The 15860-nt window shown below is 65.9% G+C and carries 13 protein-coding genes; 4 read left to right on the top strand and 9 right to left on the bottom strand.

From position 1 onward, the window contains the following. Positions 1-113: 113 nt before the first annotated feature. The 3 genes from RMO51_RS16660 to fumC all read right to left on the bottom strand — a co-directional run bounded on the left by RMO51_RS16660 (position 114) and on the right by fumC (position 2710). Positions 114-515, bottom strand: coding sequence for a diacylglycerol kinase family protein (locus RMO51_RS16660; RefSeq protein WP_310396514.1), 402 nt, complete (start codon positions 513-515; stop codon positions 114-116). Further along, the gene (locus RMO51_RS16655) at positions 508-1101 is read right to left on the bottom strand and encodes a GNAT family protein (RefSeq protein WP_310396512.1); all 594 of its coding nucleotides are present in this window, start codon (positions 1099-1101) and stop codon (positions 508-510) included. The genes RMO51_RS16660 and RMO51_RS16655 overlap by 8 nt, the downstream gene beginning before the upstream one ends. A gap of 214 nt (positions 1102-1315) precedes the next feature. Continuing rightward, entirely contained in the window at positions 1316-2710 is a 1395-nt protein-coding gene (fumC, locus tag RMO51_RS16650) for a class II fumarate hydratase (protein ID WP_310396510.1), read from the bottom strand. A gap of 221 nt (positions 2711-2931) precedes the next feature. On the opposite strand from fumC, the gene RMO51_RS16645 reads away from it, so the two are divergent. The 3 genes from RMO51_RS16645 to RMO51_RS16635 all read left to right on the top strand — a co-directional run bounded on the left by RMO51_RS16645 (position 2932) and on the right by RMO51_RS16635 (position 7292). Next, on the top strand, positions 2932-3312 hold the full coding sequence (locus RMO51_RS16645; protein WP_310396508.1) for a dodecin family protein: 381 nt from the start codon (positions 2932-2934) through the stop codon (positions 3310-3312). Positions 3313-3779: 467 nt separating this feature from the next. Continuing rightward, positions 3780-6047, top strand: coding sequence for a transferrin receptor-like dimerization domain-containing protein (locus tag RMO51_RS16640; RefSeq protein ID WP_310396507.1), 2268 nt, complete (start codon positions 3780-3782; stop codon positions 6045-6047). A 165-nt stretch (positions 6048-6212) separates the two neighbouring features. Beyond that, positions 6213-7292 carry a proline iminopeptidase-family hydrolase gene (locus RMO51_RS16635; protein WP_310396506.1) on the top strand — a complete coding sequence of 360 codons (1080 nt, stop codon included), beginning with the start codon at positions 6213-6215 and terminating at the stop codon, positions 7290-7292. A gap of 89 nt (positions 7293-7381) precedes the next feature. On the opposite strand, the gene RMO51_RS16630 is transcribed toward RMO51_RS16635, so the two are convergent. The 4 genes from RMO51_RS16630 to RMO51_RS16615 form a co-directional block, all read right to left on the bottom strand. After that, on the bottom strand, positions 7382-8578 hold the full coding sequence (locus RMO51_RS16630) for an energy transducer TonB (RefSeq protein ID WP_310396505.1): 1197 nt from the start codon (positions 8576-8578) through the stop codon (positions 7382-7384). Beyond that, a complete protein-coding gene (locus RMO51_RS16625; protein WP_310396504.1) occupies positions 8565-9263 on the bottom strand; it encodes a sigma-70 family RNA polymerase sigma factor in 699 nt (232 codons plus the stop codon). Before RMO51_RS16625 ends, RMO51_RS16630 begins: the two co-directional genes overlap by 14 nt. 214 nt (positions 9264-9477) lie before the next feature. Beyond that, positions 9478-10548, bottom strand: a complete 1071-nt coding sequence (locus RMO51_RS16620; protein ID WP_310396501.1) for a DUF6268 family outer membrane beta-barrel protein — start codon at positions 10546-10548, stop codon at positions 9478-9480. Positions 10549-10603: 55 nt separating this feature from the next. Further along, on the bottom strand, positions 10604-11065 hold the full coding sequence (locus tag RMO51_RS16615; protein ID WP_310396499.1) for a DUF2147 domain-containing protein: 462 nt from the start codon (positions 11063-11065) through the stop codon (positions 10604-10606). A gap of 306 nt (positions 11066-11371) precedes the next feature. Here RMO51_RS16615 and RMO51_RS16610 point away from each other — a divergent pair, with 306 nt between their 5' ends. After that, a complete protein-coding gene (locus tag RMO51_RS16610) occupies positions 11372-13375 on the top strand; it encodes a von Willebrand factor type A domain-containing protein (RefSeq protein WP_310396498.1) in 2004 nt (667 codons plus the stop codon). Between the two features lie 81 nt (positions 13376-13456). Here RMO51_RS16610 and RMO51_RS16605 read toward each other — a convergent pair whose 3' ends face one another. Continuing rightward, positions 13457-14386, bottom strand: a complete 930-nt coding sequence (locus tag RMO51_RS16605) for a hypothetical protein (protein WP_310396496.1) — start codon at positions 14384-14386, stop codon at positions 13457-13459. A 4-nt stretch (positions 14387-14390) separates the two neighbouring features. After that, the gene (locus RMO51_RS16600; RefSeq protein WP_310396495.1) at positions 14391-15842 is read right to left on the bottom strand and encodes a WD40 repeat domain-containing protein; all 1452 of its coding nucleotides are present in this window, start codon (positions 15840-15842) and stop codon (positions 14391-14393) included. Between the last annotated feature and the right edge of the window lie 18 nt (positions 15843-15860).

Here is a 15860-nt window from a genome sequence, read left to right as displayed (position 1 = left end):
GGTTGTCCGTTGTCAGTTGGCCGGGCTCAGGCAAAGGCTTACGCCCAGGACGGGGAATGGTTAAAGTTCATTGTTGCCGGTCGCCCCGACAACGGACAACCATCAACTGACAACTAAAACAAGCGCGGCCCGAACACCAGCGCGCCCACCACCAGCGCGCCCAGCGCGGCCAGCAGCACGGCGCCGGCGGCCACGTCCTTGGCCCGGCCCGCCAATGGGTGGTAGGCCGGCGAGGCCAAATCCGTCAGCGCCTCGATGGCCGTGTTCACCAGCTCGGCGGTCCAGACGCCCGCCACGGCCAGGGCCACCAGCGCCCATTCCAGGCGGCTGATGCCGTAGTAAAACCCCAGGCCGATGACGGCCACCGTGGCCGCGGCGTGCAAGCGCAGGTGCACTTCCGAGCGCAGCGCCGACCACACCCCGCGCACGGCGTGGCCGAAGCTGGCCACGCGCCGCCGCCACAGTCCTTCGGGCGGGCGGCGCCGGGCGGGGTGGGGGGCGGCGGGCTCAGCCACGGGCTTCAAACTCCTGAAAAACCGACTGGCGCAGCCCCGACCACTCGGGCTTGATGATGCTGAAAATAACGGTGTCGCGCCGCAGGCCGCCCTGCGTGAGGCGGTGGCTGCGCAACGTGCCTTCTTCGGTGGCGCCCATGCGGGCCATGGCCGTGCGCGACTTGTAGTTGCGGGCGTCGGTTTCCAGCTCCACCCGCTCGCAGCCCAGCTGGCCGAAGGCGTGGCTCAGCAGCAAATGCTTGCACGCCCGGTTGAGGCCCGTGCGCTGGAAGGCCTCCCCCATCCAAGTGTAACCAATGCTGATGCGCTGCTCGGCCTCGCTCGCGTTGTAGTAGCTGGTGCTGCCGGCCAGCTGCCCGGTTTGGCGGTCCACGATGACGAAGGGGTAGCGCTGGCCCTCGGCGCGGGCCTCCAGGGCGTGGCGCAGGTAGGCGGCCAAGCTCACCGCGTCATCGGCGCGGGTGAGGGTGTACTGCCACAGCCCGGCGTCGAAAGCCACGGTTTTGAGGGCTTCGAAATCAGTAATTTCCAACGGCCGCAGGCGGACGCGGTTGTTTTCAAGGACGATGTGGGCAGAAAAATCCATGCAAGAAACCGGGGAATAAGGCTGCAAAGATGCCGGGAAAAAAGAAAAGCCGCCCTGCCAAGACTGACGGGGCGGCTTTTTTAATTAGTTGTCATCCTCATCTAGCGTCCGCCTGCGAAGAGCCTCATCAAGCCCAAATGTTGAGAAGTACTCAATTGCTGCGGGCGTGGTAAGGTCTTTCGCCGCGCTCAGGACGACAGCCGTGAAATTGGTGCTACCGGCCCACCATTTCCTCGGGTTTCAGCCACTCGTCGAACTCGGCCTCCGTCACGTAGCCCAATTGCAGCGCGGTTTCCTTGAGGGTGCTGCCGTTCTTGTGGGCCGTTTGGGCAATTTCGGCGGCTTTGTAGTAGCCGATGTGGGGGTTGAGGGCCGTGACCAGCATCAGGCTGCTGTCGACGTGCTTCTGGATGTTGGCCCGGAGGGGCTTGATGCCCACGGCGCACTTGTCGGTGAAGCTCACGCACACGTCGCCGAGGAGGCGGGCCGAGTGCAGGAAGTTGTAAATCATCATGGGCTTGAACACGTTCAGCTCGAAGTGGCCCATGGAGCCGCCCACGGTGATGGCCACGTCGTTGCCCATCACCTGGGCGGCCACCATGGTCATGGCCTCGCACTGGGTGGGGTTCACCTTGCCGGGCATGATGCTGGAGCCGGGCTCGTTGTCGGGGATGTCGATTTCGCCGATGCCGGCGCGCGGGCCCGAGCTGAGCATGCGGATGTCGTTGGCAATTTTCATCAGGCTCACGGCCACGGTTTTCAGGGCGCCGTGGGCTTCCACGATGGCGTCGTGGGCGGCCAGGGCCTCAAACTTGTTTTCGGCCGTCACGAAGGGCAAGCCGGTGAGCTGGGCGATGTGCCGGGCCACGTTCTCGGAGTAGCCGGGCGGGGTGTTGATGCCCGTGCCCACGGCGGTGCCGCCCAGGGCCAGCTCGCTCAGGTGGGCCAGCGTATTCTTGATGGCGCGCAGGCCGTGGTCGAGCTGCGACACGTAGCCCGAAAACTCCTGGCCCAGGGTGAGCGGCGTGGCGTCCATGAAGTGCGTGCGGCCGATTTTCACGATGTCCATGAACTCGTGGGACTTCTCCTTAAGCGCGTCGCGCAGCTTCTCGATGCCGGGAATGGTGGTTTCAGTCAGGATTTTGTAGGCCGCGATGTGCATGGCCGTCGGGAAGGTGTCGTTGCTGCTCTGGCTCTTGTTCACGTCGTCGTTGGGGGCCAGGGCCTTCTTCTCGTCGGTGAGCTGGCCGCCCTGCAGCACGTGGCCGCGGTAGGCAATCACCTCGTTCACGTTCATGTTGCTCTGGGTGCCCGAGCCGGTTTGCCACACCACCAGCGGGAACGAATCGGCCAGTTCGCCGGCCAGGATTTCGTCGCACACCCGGCCAATCAGTTCGGCCTTGTCGGCCGTGAGCACGCCGGCGTCGCGGTTGGTGAGGGCGGCGGCTTTTTTGAGGTAGGCGAAGGCGGCGATGATTTCCTTGGGCATCCGGTTGATGTCCTGGGCAATGGGGAAGTTCTCGATGCTGCGCTGGGTTTGGGCGCCCCAGTAGGCGTCGGCGGGTACCTGCACGGTGCCCATGGTGTCCTTTTCGGTGCGGAAAGTCATTGATTGATGTGCTGATTTGCTGATGTGAAGATGTGCGGATTTGAGTCGGAGCGGCGGGCAAAAGTACACTGCCGTTGAACGGCTGCTTTTATTGCAACCAAGGCAGCCGCCAAATGCCTTCCCCCCGTACACGAAGAAGGGCTACCGCCAAATGAAAATGGCCGCGTTTCATTTTCGCAGCACATTGTCACATCAGCACATCAAAAAAATCAACGCATCAAATGTCCTCCATCAAGCAAGTCATTGAAATCCTGGCCTCGTCCGACAAAAGCTTTGAAGACGCTCTCCAGCGGGCCGTGCAAAGTGTGAGCACCTCCATTCCGAACATCTCCTCCATCTACGTGCAGGACCAGAGCTGCAAGGTGCGCGACAACCGCATCGTGGAGTACCGCGTCACGGCCAAGGTCAGCTTCGGCACGCCGGCCGAGGAGTTTGACCTCTCGGAGCTGGAGCGCACCTTCGCCGAAGCCCCCGTGCCCGCCGGCAACGGCGCCCCCGACTACAGCCACGTGGAGGTGAAAACCGCGCCCGAGCTGCCCCGCGAAGTGGAGCCCGGCGGCAGCGCCACGGAGTCGGCCAGCGGCGGCGGCTACAGCGGCTAAGTTTCCACCTTTCAACGTCCTGGGCTCACCTCACCCCCCGGCCCCCTCTCCCGTGGAGAGGGGGAGCCAGACGATTTGTATTACAGTAGTTTTCAAGTCTGTATACATCTTTTTTGGCTCCCCTCTCCGCGGGCTTCGCGCATCAAGCGAACCGGGGCCGTGCCCCGTGGGGGTCTCGTGAGTTGAACCGGCCGCGCAGGGTATTCCAACCTGAAAGCTGCTTTGACATTGCGCAAACCTCCGCCACCATTCAGTGGCGGGGGCTCCATATTTATCAACCAGGATTCGTGCTTGCGCCGTGGCTCCCCCTCTCCTCGGGAGAGGGGGCCGTGCCCCGTGGGGGTCCCGTGAGGTCTTCCAGCCGCGCATAACTGCCTCACCTGGGAAGTATCTGATTTGAGCTACCTTTCGCTGAAACGCCGGGCCCGAATCGTAACGGTTTGGACCCTTCACTTAGCGAGGATACTATGCTGAAACGCTACACGTTGCTGCTGGCGGCGGGGCTGCTGGCCGGCCCCTCGGCCCCCGCCCAAACCGCCCCCGCCGAAACCAAGCCGCTGCTGGGCTTCACCGCCGCCACGGCCGCCACCGAGTACCAGCTCGAAGCCCAGTTCGACGCCCAGCTCCGGGCCGAAAACCTGCGCCAGTGGATGAAGCGCCTGGCCGCGCGTCCGCACCACGTGGGCTCGCCCCACGACAAGGACAACGCCGAGTTCATGGCCGGCCTGTTCCGGTCCTGGGGCTACGACACGCGCATCGACGTGTCGTACGTGCTGTTCCCGACGCCCAAGCTGCGGGTGCTGGAGCTGGTGGCGCCCACCAAATTCACGGCCAGCCTCACCGAAAAGCCGGTGGCCGAAGACGCCACTTCGGGCCAGACCAGCGAGCAGTTGCCCACCTACAACTGCTTCTCCCGCGACGGCGACGTGACGGCCGAGCTGGTGTTCGTCAACTACGGCGTGCCCCGCGACTACGAGGAGCTGGAGCGCCGCGGCATCGACGTGCGGGGCAAGATTGTCATTGCCAAGTACGGCGGCTCCTGGCGCGGCATCAAGCCCAAAGTGGCGGCCGAAAAGGGCGCCATCGGCTGCCTGATTTATTCTGACCCCAAGGACGACGGCTACGCCCGCGGCGACGTGTACCCCAAGGGTCCGTTCAAGCCCGAGAGCGGGGCCCAGCGCGGCTCGGTGCTCGACATGCCCACCTACCCCGGCGACCCGCTCACGCCCGGCTACGGCTCCACCAAAAATGCCAAGCGCCTCGACTACAAAAAAGCTCCCACGCTCACCCAGATTCCGGTGCTGCCCATTTCGTACGGCGACGCCCAGCCCCTGCTCGCGGCCCTGGCCGGCCCCATGGCGCCCGAAGCCTGGCGCGGCGCCCTGCCCATTCCCTACCACCTCGGCCCGGGGCCGGCCAAGGTGCATTTACAGTTGGAGTTCAACTGGAAAACCGAGCCGGTGTACAACGTCATCGCCACGCTAAAGGGCAGCCAGTACCCGGACCAATGGATACTGCGCGGCAACCACCACGACGCCTGGGTGAACGGCGCCAACGACCCGCTCAGCGGCGTGGTGGCGATGCTGGAAGAGGCCCGCGCCGCCAGCGAGCTGTACAAAGCCGGCTGGCGCCCCAAGCGCACGCTCATGTTCTGCGCCTGGGACGGCGAAGAGCCCGGCCTGCTGGGCTCGACCGAGTGGGCCGAAACCAACGCCAAGCAGTTGCAGGAGCACGCCGTGGCCTACCTCAACAGCGACAGCAACGCCCGCGGCTTTTTGTCGGCGGCCGGCTCGCACACGCTGGAGAAGTTTTTCAACCAGGTGGGGCGCGACGTGACCGACCCGGAAAAGAAGATGTCCATCAACGACCGGCGGCGGGCCTACGACCTGCTGAACGGCACCCCGGAGGTGCAGAAGGACGCCCGCGACCGCGCCGACCTGCGCATTGGGGCGCTGGGCGCGGGCTCCGACTACTCGCCCTACCTTCAGCACCTGGGCATCGCGGCGATGAACGTGGGCTTTGGCGGCGAGGGCGAGGGCGGCGAGTACCACACCATCTTCGACTCGTTCGACCACTCCACCCGCTTCAAGGACCCCGACTTTGCCTACGGCGTGGCCCTGGCCCAAACCATGGGCCGCTGCGTGCTGCGCCTGGCCAACGCCGACGTACTGCCCTTCGAGTTTCAAAACTTCTCGAATACCGTGGCCAAGTACCACGCCGAGGTGAAGCAGCTGGCCGAAACCATGCGCACCGAAACCGAGCGGCAAACCAAGCTCCTGGCCGAGAAACGCTACGAGGCCGTGGCCGACCCTACCCTGACCCTGCTGCCGCCCAAGGCCCAGGAGGCGGTGCCCTACCTCAACTTCGCGCCCCTCGACAACGCCTTGGCCAAGCTCGAAAAAAGTGCCGAAGCCTACGCTCAGGTCCGTAAATCCTCCGGCGCCGTGCCCGCCGCCCGCCAGCAGGATCTGGACCAGCTGCTGTACCGGGCCGAGCAGCAGCTGCTCAGCGCCGAGGGCCTGCCCCGCCGCCCCTGGTACCGCCACCAGATTTACGCGCCGGGCTTCTACACCGGCTACGGCGTGAAAACCCTGCCCGGCATCCGCGAAGCGGTGGAGGAGCGCAAGTGGGCCGAGGCCGACGAGCAAATCCGGCGCACGGCCGCCGCCATCGAGCGGTTTTCGGGCCAGGTGAGCCGGGCTGCCGCGGTGGCCGGGCCCGCGCCCGCGCAGTGAGTAATGGCCGCAATGGAGGACCTCATGCTAAAAGTGGAACGTCCTGCTGCGCGGAGTCGAAGCATTTTTACCGCTTCGTTGATAACGGCATTGGTTGCCCGTGGGAGAGATGCTTTGGCAAGCTCGGCAAGACGTTATTTAGGATTTCACTCGCTTTTTTAAAAAATGAATCTTTTCTCTTCCTCACGCTTGGCTGCTGTGCTGCTGAGCGCCGCCCTTGCCGGTTGCACCCAAACGAAAGCGCCGGCTACCGAATCGAATGCAGATTCGGGCTTGCTGGCCGCCTACTTCCAGCCCACCGAAACCGGCGTGCAGGACGGCGGCGTGCGCGTCATTTCCATCAGCACGCCCAAGGGCCAGTTCAAGGTCTGGACCAAGCGCTTCGGCCACAACCCCAGAATCAAGGTGCTGCTGCTTAACGGCGGGCCGGGCGCCACCCACGAGTACTTCGAGTGCATGGAAAACTTCCTGCCCCGGGAAGGAATCGAGTTCATCTACTACGACCAGCTCGGCTGCGGCCTGTCCGACAACCCCAAGGACACGGCCATGTGGAGCCTGCCGCGCTACGTGGAGGAAGTGGAGCAGGTGCGCCAGGCCCTGAACCTGACCAAGGACAACTTCTACCTGCTGGGCCATTCCTGGGGCGGCATCCTGGCCGCCGAGTACGCCTTCAAGTACCAGCAGCACCTCAAAGGCCTCATCATCTCCAACATGATGATGAGCTGCCCCGCCTACGGCAAATACGCCCAGGACGTGCTGGGCAAGCAGATGAAGCCCGAAGTACTGGCCGAAGTGCGCGCCATTGAGGCCCGGAAAGACTTTGCCAACCCGCGCTACATGGAGCTGCTCATGCCCAATTTCTACGCCGAGCACGTGCTGCGTCTGCCGCTGGACCAGTGGCCCGAGCCGGTGACTCGCTCGCTGGGCAAGTCCAACCAGTCGCTCTACGTCACCATGCAGGGCCCCAGCGAGTTCGGCATCGCCGGCAAACTGGCCACCTGGGACCGCACCGCCGACCTGCCCAAGCTCACGGTGCCCGTTCTCGCCATCGGCGGCCAGCACGACACCATGGACCCCGCCCACATGCGCATGATTGCCACCAAAGTGCAGCGGGGCAACTCCCTCATCTGCCCCAATGGCAGCCACATGAGCCTCTACGACGACCAGCAAACCTATTTCACGGGGCTGCTCAAGTTTCTGAAATCCGTAGACGAAGGCACGCTCAAACCCGGCGCTACGCTGTAGTTGTCCGTTGCTAGTTGTTAGTTGTCAGTACTCTGTTTCGGATTACTTTGACAACTGACAACTGACAACTAGCAACTAGCAACGGACAACTAAAACGGCACCGTGACTTCCACGGGCAGGGACGCGCGCCGGCCGCCGGCCACGCCGGGCTGCCAGGCCGGCCCCTCGCCCACGATGCGCAGCGCCTCCGCGTCGTAATCGGCGCGCAGGCCGCGGGCCACTTTCAGGTCGCGCAGCTTGCCGTCGGCGTCCACCACGAAGGTGATGCGCACCGAGCCGGTCAGGCGCGGGGCTTTTTCGTCGGGTTGAAACAAGGCCGCTTCGCGGCGCACGTAACTGCGCAGGGCTGGGGTGCCGCCCACCGGTACCGGCACGATGGCCGGCGCCACGGGCATGGGCGTGGCCCGAACCCGCGCCGCCACTGCCTTGTCGGCCGTTGCGGGCGACAAGGCAGTGGCTTTTTTAGCCGGGCTGGCAGTGGCGTAATCACCGGCTTTAGCGGCGGCGGTGTCGGAAGCGGCTCCCCACCCATCCGACGTGGCGCTGAGGCTTTTAGCGGGCGGCGCGGCGGCCATCCTGGCGGGGCTCTGCAAAGTGTCCGCGGCTTCATTTGCCATCACCGATTCGGCAGCAGCCCCGGTGCTGGCTAGAATTTCGCCGTCGGCCGCGTCGTTGCGGCCGGCGCGCACGGTAGCGGGCTTGGTTATTTGGCGGAGCCCACGGCGGGCGGCCACGCGCGGCGGGGCGGCGGGGGCGGCCGCGTATTCGGCTTCTTTGGCAGTTGCTGCTGCTTTGGGGGCCGCAGCGCCCGTGGCTGCCGAGGCAGGCTTCAAAGCAGGTTCTGATGCGGCGGGGGCCTGGGCCAGAGTGGGCGCGGGCGCCGCCGTTTCGAGGCGGGCCGTGGCGGCGGTGGGGGCTGCGACGCGCTGCTCCCAGCCCCAGATGCCGCCGCCGACCACGGCCAGCAACGCCGCCGCGGCCGCCAGGCGGGGCCACGCCCAACCGGTGGGCACGGGTTCGGGCGCGGTCATACCCGGTAGGGCCGCGCCCGTGCGGGCGTGCAGGCGGGCGCGCAGGGTGGCCACGGCCTGGTCAGTGGTGGCCGCGTCGCTCATCGAAAATCCGTCCACCAGGTCGGCGCAGCGGGCGCAGTCCAGGGTATGCGCCTCGATGCGGTGCTGCTCGGCGGCCGTGAGGGTGCCGGCCGCGTACGCGCGCAGCTCCGCCGGGGCCGGGTGGGGGCCGGGGGTGGGCAGCTGGGCAAAAGGCGAGTCAGCGGGCGACATGGAGTGGGTTGTTGGGGGCGGACGGCGGGGCGGGTTGGGACTTGGGCGCGGGCGCAGGTGTCGGCGGGCCGGGCGGCTCCAGTTGGCGGCGCAGCATGCGCTTGCCGTTTTGCAGGTGGCTGCGCACCAGGTTCAGTTCGAGGCCGGTTTCGGTGGCGATGTCGCGGTAGCACTTTTTTTCGAGGTAGAATAATTCGAGGCAACGGCGCTGGGCCGCCGGCAGTTGGGCCAGGGCCGCCTCCAGGCTTTGCAGACGAATTTCGGTGTCCTCGGCGTCTTCCGCCGCCGCCTCTTCGCTGAGCAGATGCCGGGCCGCGGCGGTTTCCACATCGGCGGCGTCGGGAAAGCTCAGGATGAGCGGCCCGGCGCTGGGCCCGGCGCGCTTGCGGGCCCGCAGCTGCATCAGGCAGTGGTTGCGGGCGGTGGTGTGCAGCCAGGCCGGAAAGTTGTCGGGTGCGTGGGTGCGCAGGGCCTTCACCAAATGCTCGAACAGCTGCATCACGGCGTCCTGGGCGTCTTCGTCGGGCGGGGCCAGGTAGCGGCGGCACACGGCAAACGCCTCGGGCAGGTACCGGTCGTAGAGCACGCCCAGGTCGGCCACGTCGCCGCGCAGGCGGTAGCGGGCCAGCAGCTCCTGGTCGGAGAGCGGCGCGGCGGCGGCGGACGGGGAGCGGCGGAAAAACATCAGGCGGGGAAGATACCACCGTTTCGGGGCCGGGCCGCAACCAAAACCGGCCCGGCCGGACAGCCGCAGCGGGCTGCCCCGCCGGGCCGGTGCGGCTGAGTTGGTAGCTGTTAGTTGTCAGGTATTAGTTGTCAGTTGTTAGCATCTTGGCAAGCATTTGACTGACAACTGACAACTAACAACTAACAACTAACACCTGACAACTAAACTAATACTACGGGCTGACCAGGTTCAGGCTCAGGTTGAAGTACAGCGGGTTGGTGAGCGTGTTCTGAAACAGCGACGGCTCGGAGCCCAGCGTGCTTTCCCGCTCGCCGGTGGGGTCCTGGTTGCGGAAGGCGTCGTTGCGGTAGTTGTAGCGCAAGCCGGCCTGGGCCGACACCCACACGAAGCCCGTCAGCTGTTGCTCGTAGGTGAGGCGGGGCTTGAGCTCGCCGCGACGCAGGTATACCTCGTCGGTGCCGGCCTTGCCCAGGTAGTAGGAATTGCCCTCCAGCTCGTAGCCCAGCTTGAGCAACGCCTTGGTGCCGAAGTTGCGGCGCAGCTCGGCGCGGGCCGGAAAGATGACCTCGCAGCCCCACTGCGGCGAGAACGTGCGGTTGTAGAGCAGCACCGGAATGTAGAGCAGTTGCCCGGCGCGGTAGGTGCGGCTCAGGCCCAGACCCCACTGCAAGTTGTCGTTGGGCTTCCAGCCGTAGACGCCCGTGGCGCTGAACGTGAAGTGCTCGGCCCGCAGCTCGTTGACGCCGCGGTAGTTGCCGCTGGCATCGAGGTTGAGCTGCAGTAGAAAGAAGCGCTTGGTGTCGAACGGGTTGAAGATGGTCGTGTTGATGCCCGTGGTGCGCAGGCCATTCTGCAGCCGGTCGAAGTAGGGCGAGCGCTCGGGGTTGGCCAGGTCGAGGCCGGTGTTCCAGTAGGTCAGGCCCACGTTGTAAATGAAGTCGCTGCGCGAGATAACCGGGGTGTTGAGGGCCAGCCGGATGCCGCGGGCCGAATTCACGCGGGTGCTAACCTCAGCGCCGGTGGGCTCCGTGCCCGACCGGGGCGACGGGCCGATGGTGGTGAGGTCGAAGGGCAACTGCGCCTCGTAGCCCACCGAAATCAACTTGGTGGGCGTCAGGTACAGCACTTTTTGGGTGGCGTAGTTGGTGGCGCCCTCGGCGGAGGCGTCGCCAAACTGGTCGAAGTTTTCGACCGGGGCGGTGCGGGCGGTATCGGGCGTTTGGGCGGCGGCCGGCACGGCTACGAGCAACCCGGCGGTCAGCAACAGGTAAAGAAATTTCATGCGAAGAGGGAAAACCAGCGTGGAAGAAGGGGGAAGGGCCGCAGCCGGCGCGGCGCTACTTCTTGGCCACCTGCCGCTTCCACACGTCGGTGCGGCCGAAGATTGACACGCCGATGAAGCCGCGCACCTCCAGGGTGTTGGGGTCTTTCAGGGTCATCTCGCAGCTGTAGTCGCTGCCGTTTTTGGGGTCGTAAATTTTGCCGTTCTCCCACTTGCCGGCTTCGGTCGAGGTGAAGTCGCGCATGTTGACCAAACCCTTGAGGGGCGTTTTGCGCTTGGCTTCGTCGGGGTTGTTCACGTCGGTGCGGGGGGTGCCGTCGGGGTTGTTGGGCACCTTCAGCCAGACGAGGCGGCCGTGGTACTTGCCATCCTGCTTGTAAATCTGAATCATGCCGGTACCCTCGCCATTTTTCCACACGCCCAGCACGTCGTCGGGGCCAGCGGCCCGGGCCGGCACCACGGCCAGCAGCAGGTGAAAGAAGAGGGCGCTAACAAATACCAAAAGACGCTTATTCATGAGAAAGTGAGAATAAAAGTGGATGAGGGAGTATCGCAAATGTAAAGAGGACTTACGCAAATTTTTCGAGCAAATTTTTACCCGGAAAAATACTGCGCAAAGGAGGCTTTGGGAATGAGGGCGCAGGTCCCGACGAGGTAAAATCCGGGCTGCTCGGCACCCCCTAGCAGTTCGCGTACCAAAAATCCGCGCGCCGGCCCGCTGGCCTTCAAGGAGTGGCCCGGCGCCCAGTTTTTCGAAGCCGTGTGTATTCTGGCGGCCGGCGGCATCAGGAGGACAACGTTTCACCCCATTCCCCAATACCTCATGAAAAGCCCCCTCTCCCTGGCGTTGGCGCTGCTGCTGACGGCCGCCGCGCCCGCCGCTGCCCAACAAGCCGCCCGCAGCACGGCGCCCGTCGGCGCCCCCGCCGATACGGCCCGCCACCGCACCATCACCGGCGTAGTGCGCGACGGCCAAACGAAGCAGCCCGTGCCCGGCGTCACGGTGCTCATCAAAGGCACTCGGCAAGGCACCAGCACGGCGGCCGATGGGCGCTACGCGCTGCGGGTAGCGAATGCCAGCGCCGCCACGCTGGTGTTTTCCAGCGTCGGCTACGTCACGCAGGAGGTCCGCATCGGCAGCGCCCGGGTGGTGAACATGAACCTGACGATGGACGTCAAAGAGCTGAGCGAAGTGGTGGTAGCCAAGGGCATAAGACGCGCTCCGGGCGTGGTTATTCGGGGCGCTACGACTTACCCGGCGAAACGAGCAAAGGGGAACCAGGGGAATGCCGATCAAGCCGTGGGCGACTACGATGCACTGTCGAGCGGCACCTCCACCCCCAGCCCCCTGGCCACCATGCCCGCCCGCGACGAGGCCGGCGCCGGCGACACCTACGCCCAGATGCAGGAAAATAAGTTTTTCGAAGTAAAAAAAGACGCGCTCAGCACTTTTGCCCTCGACGTGGACAACGCCAGCTACAGCAACGTGCGCCGCTTCCTTAACGAAGGCCAACTGCCCCCGCGCGACGCCGTGCGGGTGGAGGAGCTGCTGAACTACTTCCGCTACGACTACCCCGCGCCGCCCGCCGCCTCGCCCGACCCCGTGCGCATCAGCACCGAGCTGGCCGCCTGCCCCTGGAACCCCGCCCACCAGCTGGCCCGCGTCGGCGTGCAGGCCCGGCGCATCGAAACCGCCAAGCTGCCCCCGGCCAACCTCGTGTTCCTGGTCGACGTGTCGGGTTCGATGATGAGCCCCGACCGCCTGCCCCTGGTGCAGGCCGGCCTGAAGCTGCTGACGAAGCAACTGCGGCCCCAGGACCGCGTGGCGCTGGTGGTGTACGCCGGGGCCGCCGGCCTGGTGCTGCCGCCCACGCCCGGCTCGCAGCCCCAGGTCATCCTCGACGCCATCGACCGGCTGCAGGCCGGCGGCTCCACGGCCGGCGGCGCGGGCCTGCGCCTGGCCTATTCCACGGCCAAGCAGTACTTCAACAAAGACGCCAACAACCGCGTCATCCTGGCTTCCGACGGCGACTTTAACGTGGGCGAAAGCTCCGACGCGGCCCTGGAGCAGCTCATCGTGGACCAGCGCGAGAGCGGCGTGTTCCTCACCGTGCTGGGCTGCGGGCGCGGTAACCTGCGCGACGCCCGCATGGAAGCCCTGGCCGACAAGGGCAACGGCAACTACGCCTACCTCGACAACCTCGACGAAGCCGGCCGGGTGCTGGTGGCGCAGTTCGGCGGCACGCTCTTCACCGTGGCCCAGGACGTGAAGCTGCAAGTCGAATTCAACCCCGCCCGGGTGGCCCACTACCGCCTGGTGGGCTACGAAAACCGCCTGCTGGCCGCCGAGGATTTCAACAACGACCGCAAGGACGCCGGCGAGCTCGGCGCGGGCCACACCGTCACGGCCCTCTACGAAATCGTGCCCGTGGGCGCCGCCCAGCCGCTGGTCGACCAGCTCAAGTACCAGCCCGAAAAGGCTGCGCCCGCCAGTCTCCAGTCGTTCCTCACCAATGACGTGCTGACCGTGAAGCTGCGCTACAAAGAGCCGCAGGGCAGCACCAGTAAGCTACTGGCCCAGCCCCTGGTAGGCGCGGCGGGCAGCATCGAAAAGGCCTCGGTCGACTTCCGCTTTGCCGCCGCCGTGGCCCAGTTTGGTATGCTGCTACGCCAGAGCGAGCAGCGCGGCACCGCCACCTGGGCCGCCACCGAGCGCCTGGCCGACGGCGCCCGCGGCGCCGATGCCGACGGCTACCGCGCCGAGTTCGTGCGCCTCGTGCGCCTGGCTGAGGGCCTGAGCGGCAGCCCCGCCGTGGGCAAGCGGTAGGGAACGCTCAGTGATTAACGATTAGTGGTTGACGGCGGTTTATTGTCCACTAATCACTAATCGTTAACCACTAACCGTTAATCACTGAATAAGCCAGGTTTTGGGGCCGTCCGCTTCGTAGGCGGCCAGCAGGAGGTCGCCGCCGGGCTGGAACTGCACCCGGTTGGTGGGGCCCTTGCCGTGGCACTCGTATTCGGCGCGGTTGTTGGCGCGGTTCCATAGCACGGCGTCGCCGGTGGCGAAGCCCAGGGCCAGGGTACGCCCGCTGGGCTCGATGGCCAGGGCGGTGAGGGGGTGGGGCAGGGGCAGCACCGCCACGGCCGCGCCGGGCTGCAAGGGCCAGCTTTTCAGATTGGGCGTGCCCGTGGCGGCCAGCAGCGTGTCGGCGTGCAGGCACAGGCTCCGCACCGGCGTGGTGGCCAAAGCCTTTCGTACCTGCGCCCCCGTACCCAGGTGGTACACCAGGGCCACGCCCGAATCGAAGCCCAGCGCCACGCGCTGCCCGTCGGGAGCAAAAGCCACCGCCGTGATGCTGCTTTTTTCCGGCAGCGTGAGCTTGACGAGCACCGGCCCCGCGGCCCCGCGCAGGTTCCAGAGCCAGCAGCCGCGGGCGCCCACCAGCACGGCCCGGCCGCCGCCCGGGGCAAAGGCCACGGCCCGCAGCGGGCCCGGGGCCTGCCATTTGGCCAGCGTAGCGAGCGTTTCGGGGTTCCACAGACGCACCTGGCCGGCGGCATCGGCGCTGAGGAGGGTGTCGGGGTGGGGGGCAAAAGCCAGGTCGGTTACGGGCTGGGTGTGGCCGGGGTAGGTCCGCAGCAGCAGCCCGGTGCCGGTCTGAAACACGGCCACCGGGGCCGCGCCGCCCACGGCCACCAGGCTGCCGTTGGGGCTGAAAGCCGCCACGCGGCCGTTGCCAGCGGCCGGCCGAAACTCGCGGCGCGGCTTCGGCAGCTCGGGCAGGGTCATCGCCAGCAGGCCCGCGAGGGCCAGGGCATACAGAACAATACGCATAAAACTAGCGGCTGATGGGGTAGGTGCGCACCGCGCCTTCCACGGTCACGCTCATAGTAGCGGTGCGCAGCATCACGGCGTCGTTCTGATACTCAAAAGCAGGCTCGCCGTATTTAGCACCGGCAAACGCATTGCGGAAGGCTTCGGCTTCGCGCGGGGGCACCTTGAGGCGGTAGGGCTGGGCGAAAAGCGGCGAAAGCAGCGTGAAATACTCGGTGTCGGCGCTGTACTCGCCGAGCTTGAAGCTTTGCCAGTTAGCAGAGTTGCCGTAAGTGGCCAGCATCTTGGCCCGGCCCTCCTGCAAAAAGGCCTTCCGGCGCTCGTCCTGCTTGGCCATGCGCTTCTGGTACTCGTCGGTTTTCTCAAATTCGCTCTTGCGGGCCCAGCGTTGCATGTTTTGGTTGGCGTAGGCGGCCATGCGCTCGTCGGTGCTGGGCACCCGCCAGAACTTGAGCGAGCCGTCGCGGCTCACGCTGGCCAGGTGCCGGCCGTCGGGGCTGAACACCACGTTTTCGACCTCGGCCGTGTGCAGCTCGCCGCTCACGTCCTGCACCAGCTGGCCGGTGGCCACGTCCCACACGCGCACCTTGCGGTCGCCGCCGCAGGTGGCAATCAGCTGCCCGTCGGGGCTGAAGGCCGTGCCCCACACGTCCGACACGTGCGCCGGAATGGTGTACACGAGCTTCTGCGTCTTCAGGTCCCACACCCGGGCCGTGTTGTCCCAGGCGCCGCTCACCACGTACTGGCCGTTGGGGGCGTAGCGGGCGTCCCACACCTCGTCGGTGTGGCCGGTCAGGCCGTATTTCTGCTGCCAGGTGCGCGTGTCCCACACCCGCAGGCTGTGGTCGCCGTTGGCCGTGAGCAGTTCGGTGCCGTCGGGGCTGAAATCCACCGACGTCATGTTGGTCGAGCGGCCCTTGTTGGTCTTGGCTTTGTCGTAGGCGGCGACCGGCGCAGCGGCGCGGGCGGTGCCCAGCGTGGCCAGGCGCTGCCCGCCCAGCGCGTCGAACACCAGGGTCTGGCCGTCCCAGCCGGCGCTGGCCAGTCGCTTGCTGTCGGGGCTGAAAGCCACGTCGCGCACGTAATCGACGTGCTCGGTATTTTTGCGCAGCAGCTCGCCGGTCAGCGCGTCCCACAAAATCAGGGCTTTGTCGACGCCGCCCGAGGCGATGTAGCGGCCGTTGGGGCTGTATTTCACGGCCACCACGTCGTCGGTATGGCCTTTAAGGGTCAGCAGCGACTTGCCCGTTTCCACGTTGTACACCACGATGTCGCGGCCCAGCCCGCACACCACCACGCGCTTGCCATCGGGGCTGTAGTCCACCCCCAGCAGCGCGGCCGAGGTCAGAATTTCGTGCTCAAAATACGGGTTAGAATCTTCGGCCCCGGCCTGCGCGGCCGCGGTTTCGGACCCCAGCGAGCCAAGCAGTAGAATGAAAAGTAATCTGACGTTCATAAAAAAGAGGTTAAAAGC

The organism is Hymenobacter sp., assembly GCF_031398885.1.
GTDB lineage: Bacteria > Bacteroidota > Bacteroidia > Cytophagales > Hymenobacteraceae > Hymenobacter.
Note: the sequence above shows the minus strand (reverse complement) of the source record. Positions and strands in the feature narration are given on the sequence as shown.

What these genes read in the sequence shown, in the direction of transcription:
- fumC (WP_310396510.1), bottom strand. Translation starts at nt 2,710, where the DNA reads ATGACTTTCCGCACCGAAAAGGACACCATGGGCACCGTGCAGGTACCC.
- RMO51_RS16640 (WP_310396507.1), top strand. Translation starts at nt 3,780, where the DNA reads ATGCTGAAACGCTACACGTTGCTGCTGGCGGCGGGGCTGCTGGCCGGC.
- RMO51_RS16635 (WP_310396506.1), top strand. Translation starts at nt 6,213, where the DNA reads ATGAATCTTTTCTCTTCCTCACGCTTGGCTGCTGTGCTGCTGAGCGCC.
- RMO51_RS16620 (WP_310396501.1), bottom strand. Translation starts at nt 10,548, where the DNA reads ATGAAATTTCTTTACCTGTTGCTGACCGCCGGGTTGCTCGTAGCCGTG.
- RMO51_RS16630 (WP_310396505.1), bottom strand. Translation starts at nt 8,578, where the DNA reads ATGTCGCCCGCTGACTCGCCTTTTGCCCAGCTGCCCACCCCCGGCCCC.
- RMO51_RS16645 (WP_310396508.1), top strand. Translation starts at nt 2,932, where the DNA reads ATGTCCTCCATCAAGCAAGTCATTGAAATCCTGGCCTCGTCCGACAAA.
- RMO51_RS16655 (WP_310396512.1), bottom strand. Translation starts at nt 1,101, where the DNA reads ATGGATTTTTCTGCCCACATCGTCCTTGAAAACAACCGCGTCCGCCTG.
- RMO51_RS16605 (WP_310396496.1), bottom strand. Translation starts at nt 14,386, where the DNA reads ATGCGTATTGTTCTGTATGCCCTGGCCCTCGCGGGCCTGCTGGCGATG.
- RMO51_RS16615 (WP_310396499.1), bottom strand. Translation starts at nt 11,065, where the DNA reads ATGAATAAGCGTCTTTTGGTATTTGTTAGCGCCCTCTTCTTTCACCTG.
- RMO51_RS16610 (WP_310396498.1), top strand. Translation starts at nt 11,372, where the DNA reads ATGAAAAGCCCCCTCTCCCTGGCGTTGGCGCTGCTGCTGACGGCCGCC.
- RMO51_RS16600 (WP_310396495.1), bottom strand. Translation starts at nt 15,842, where the DNA reads ATGAACGTCAGATTACTTTTCATTCTACTGCTTGGCTCGCTGGGGTCC.
- RMO51_RS16625 (WP_310396504.1), bottom strand. Translation starts at nt 9,263, where the DNA reads ATGTTTTTCCGCCGCTCCCCGTCCGCCGCCGCCGCGCCGCTCTCCGAC.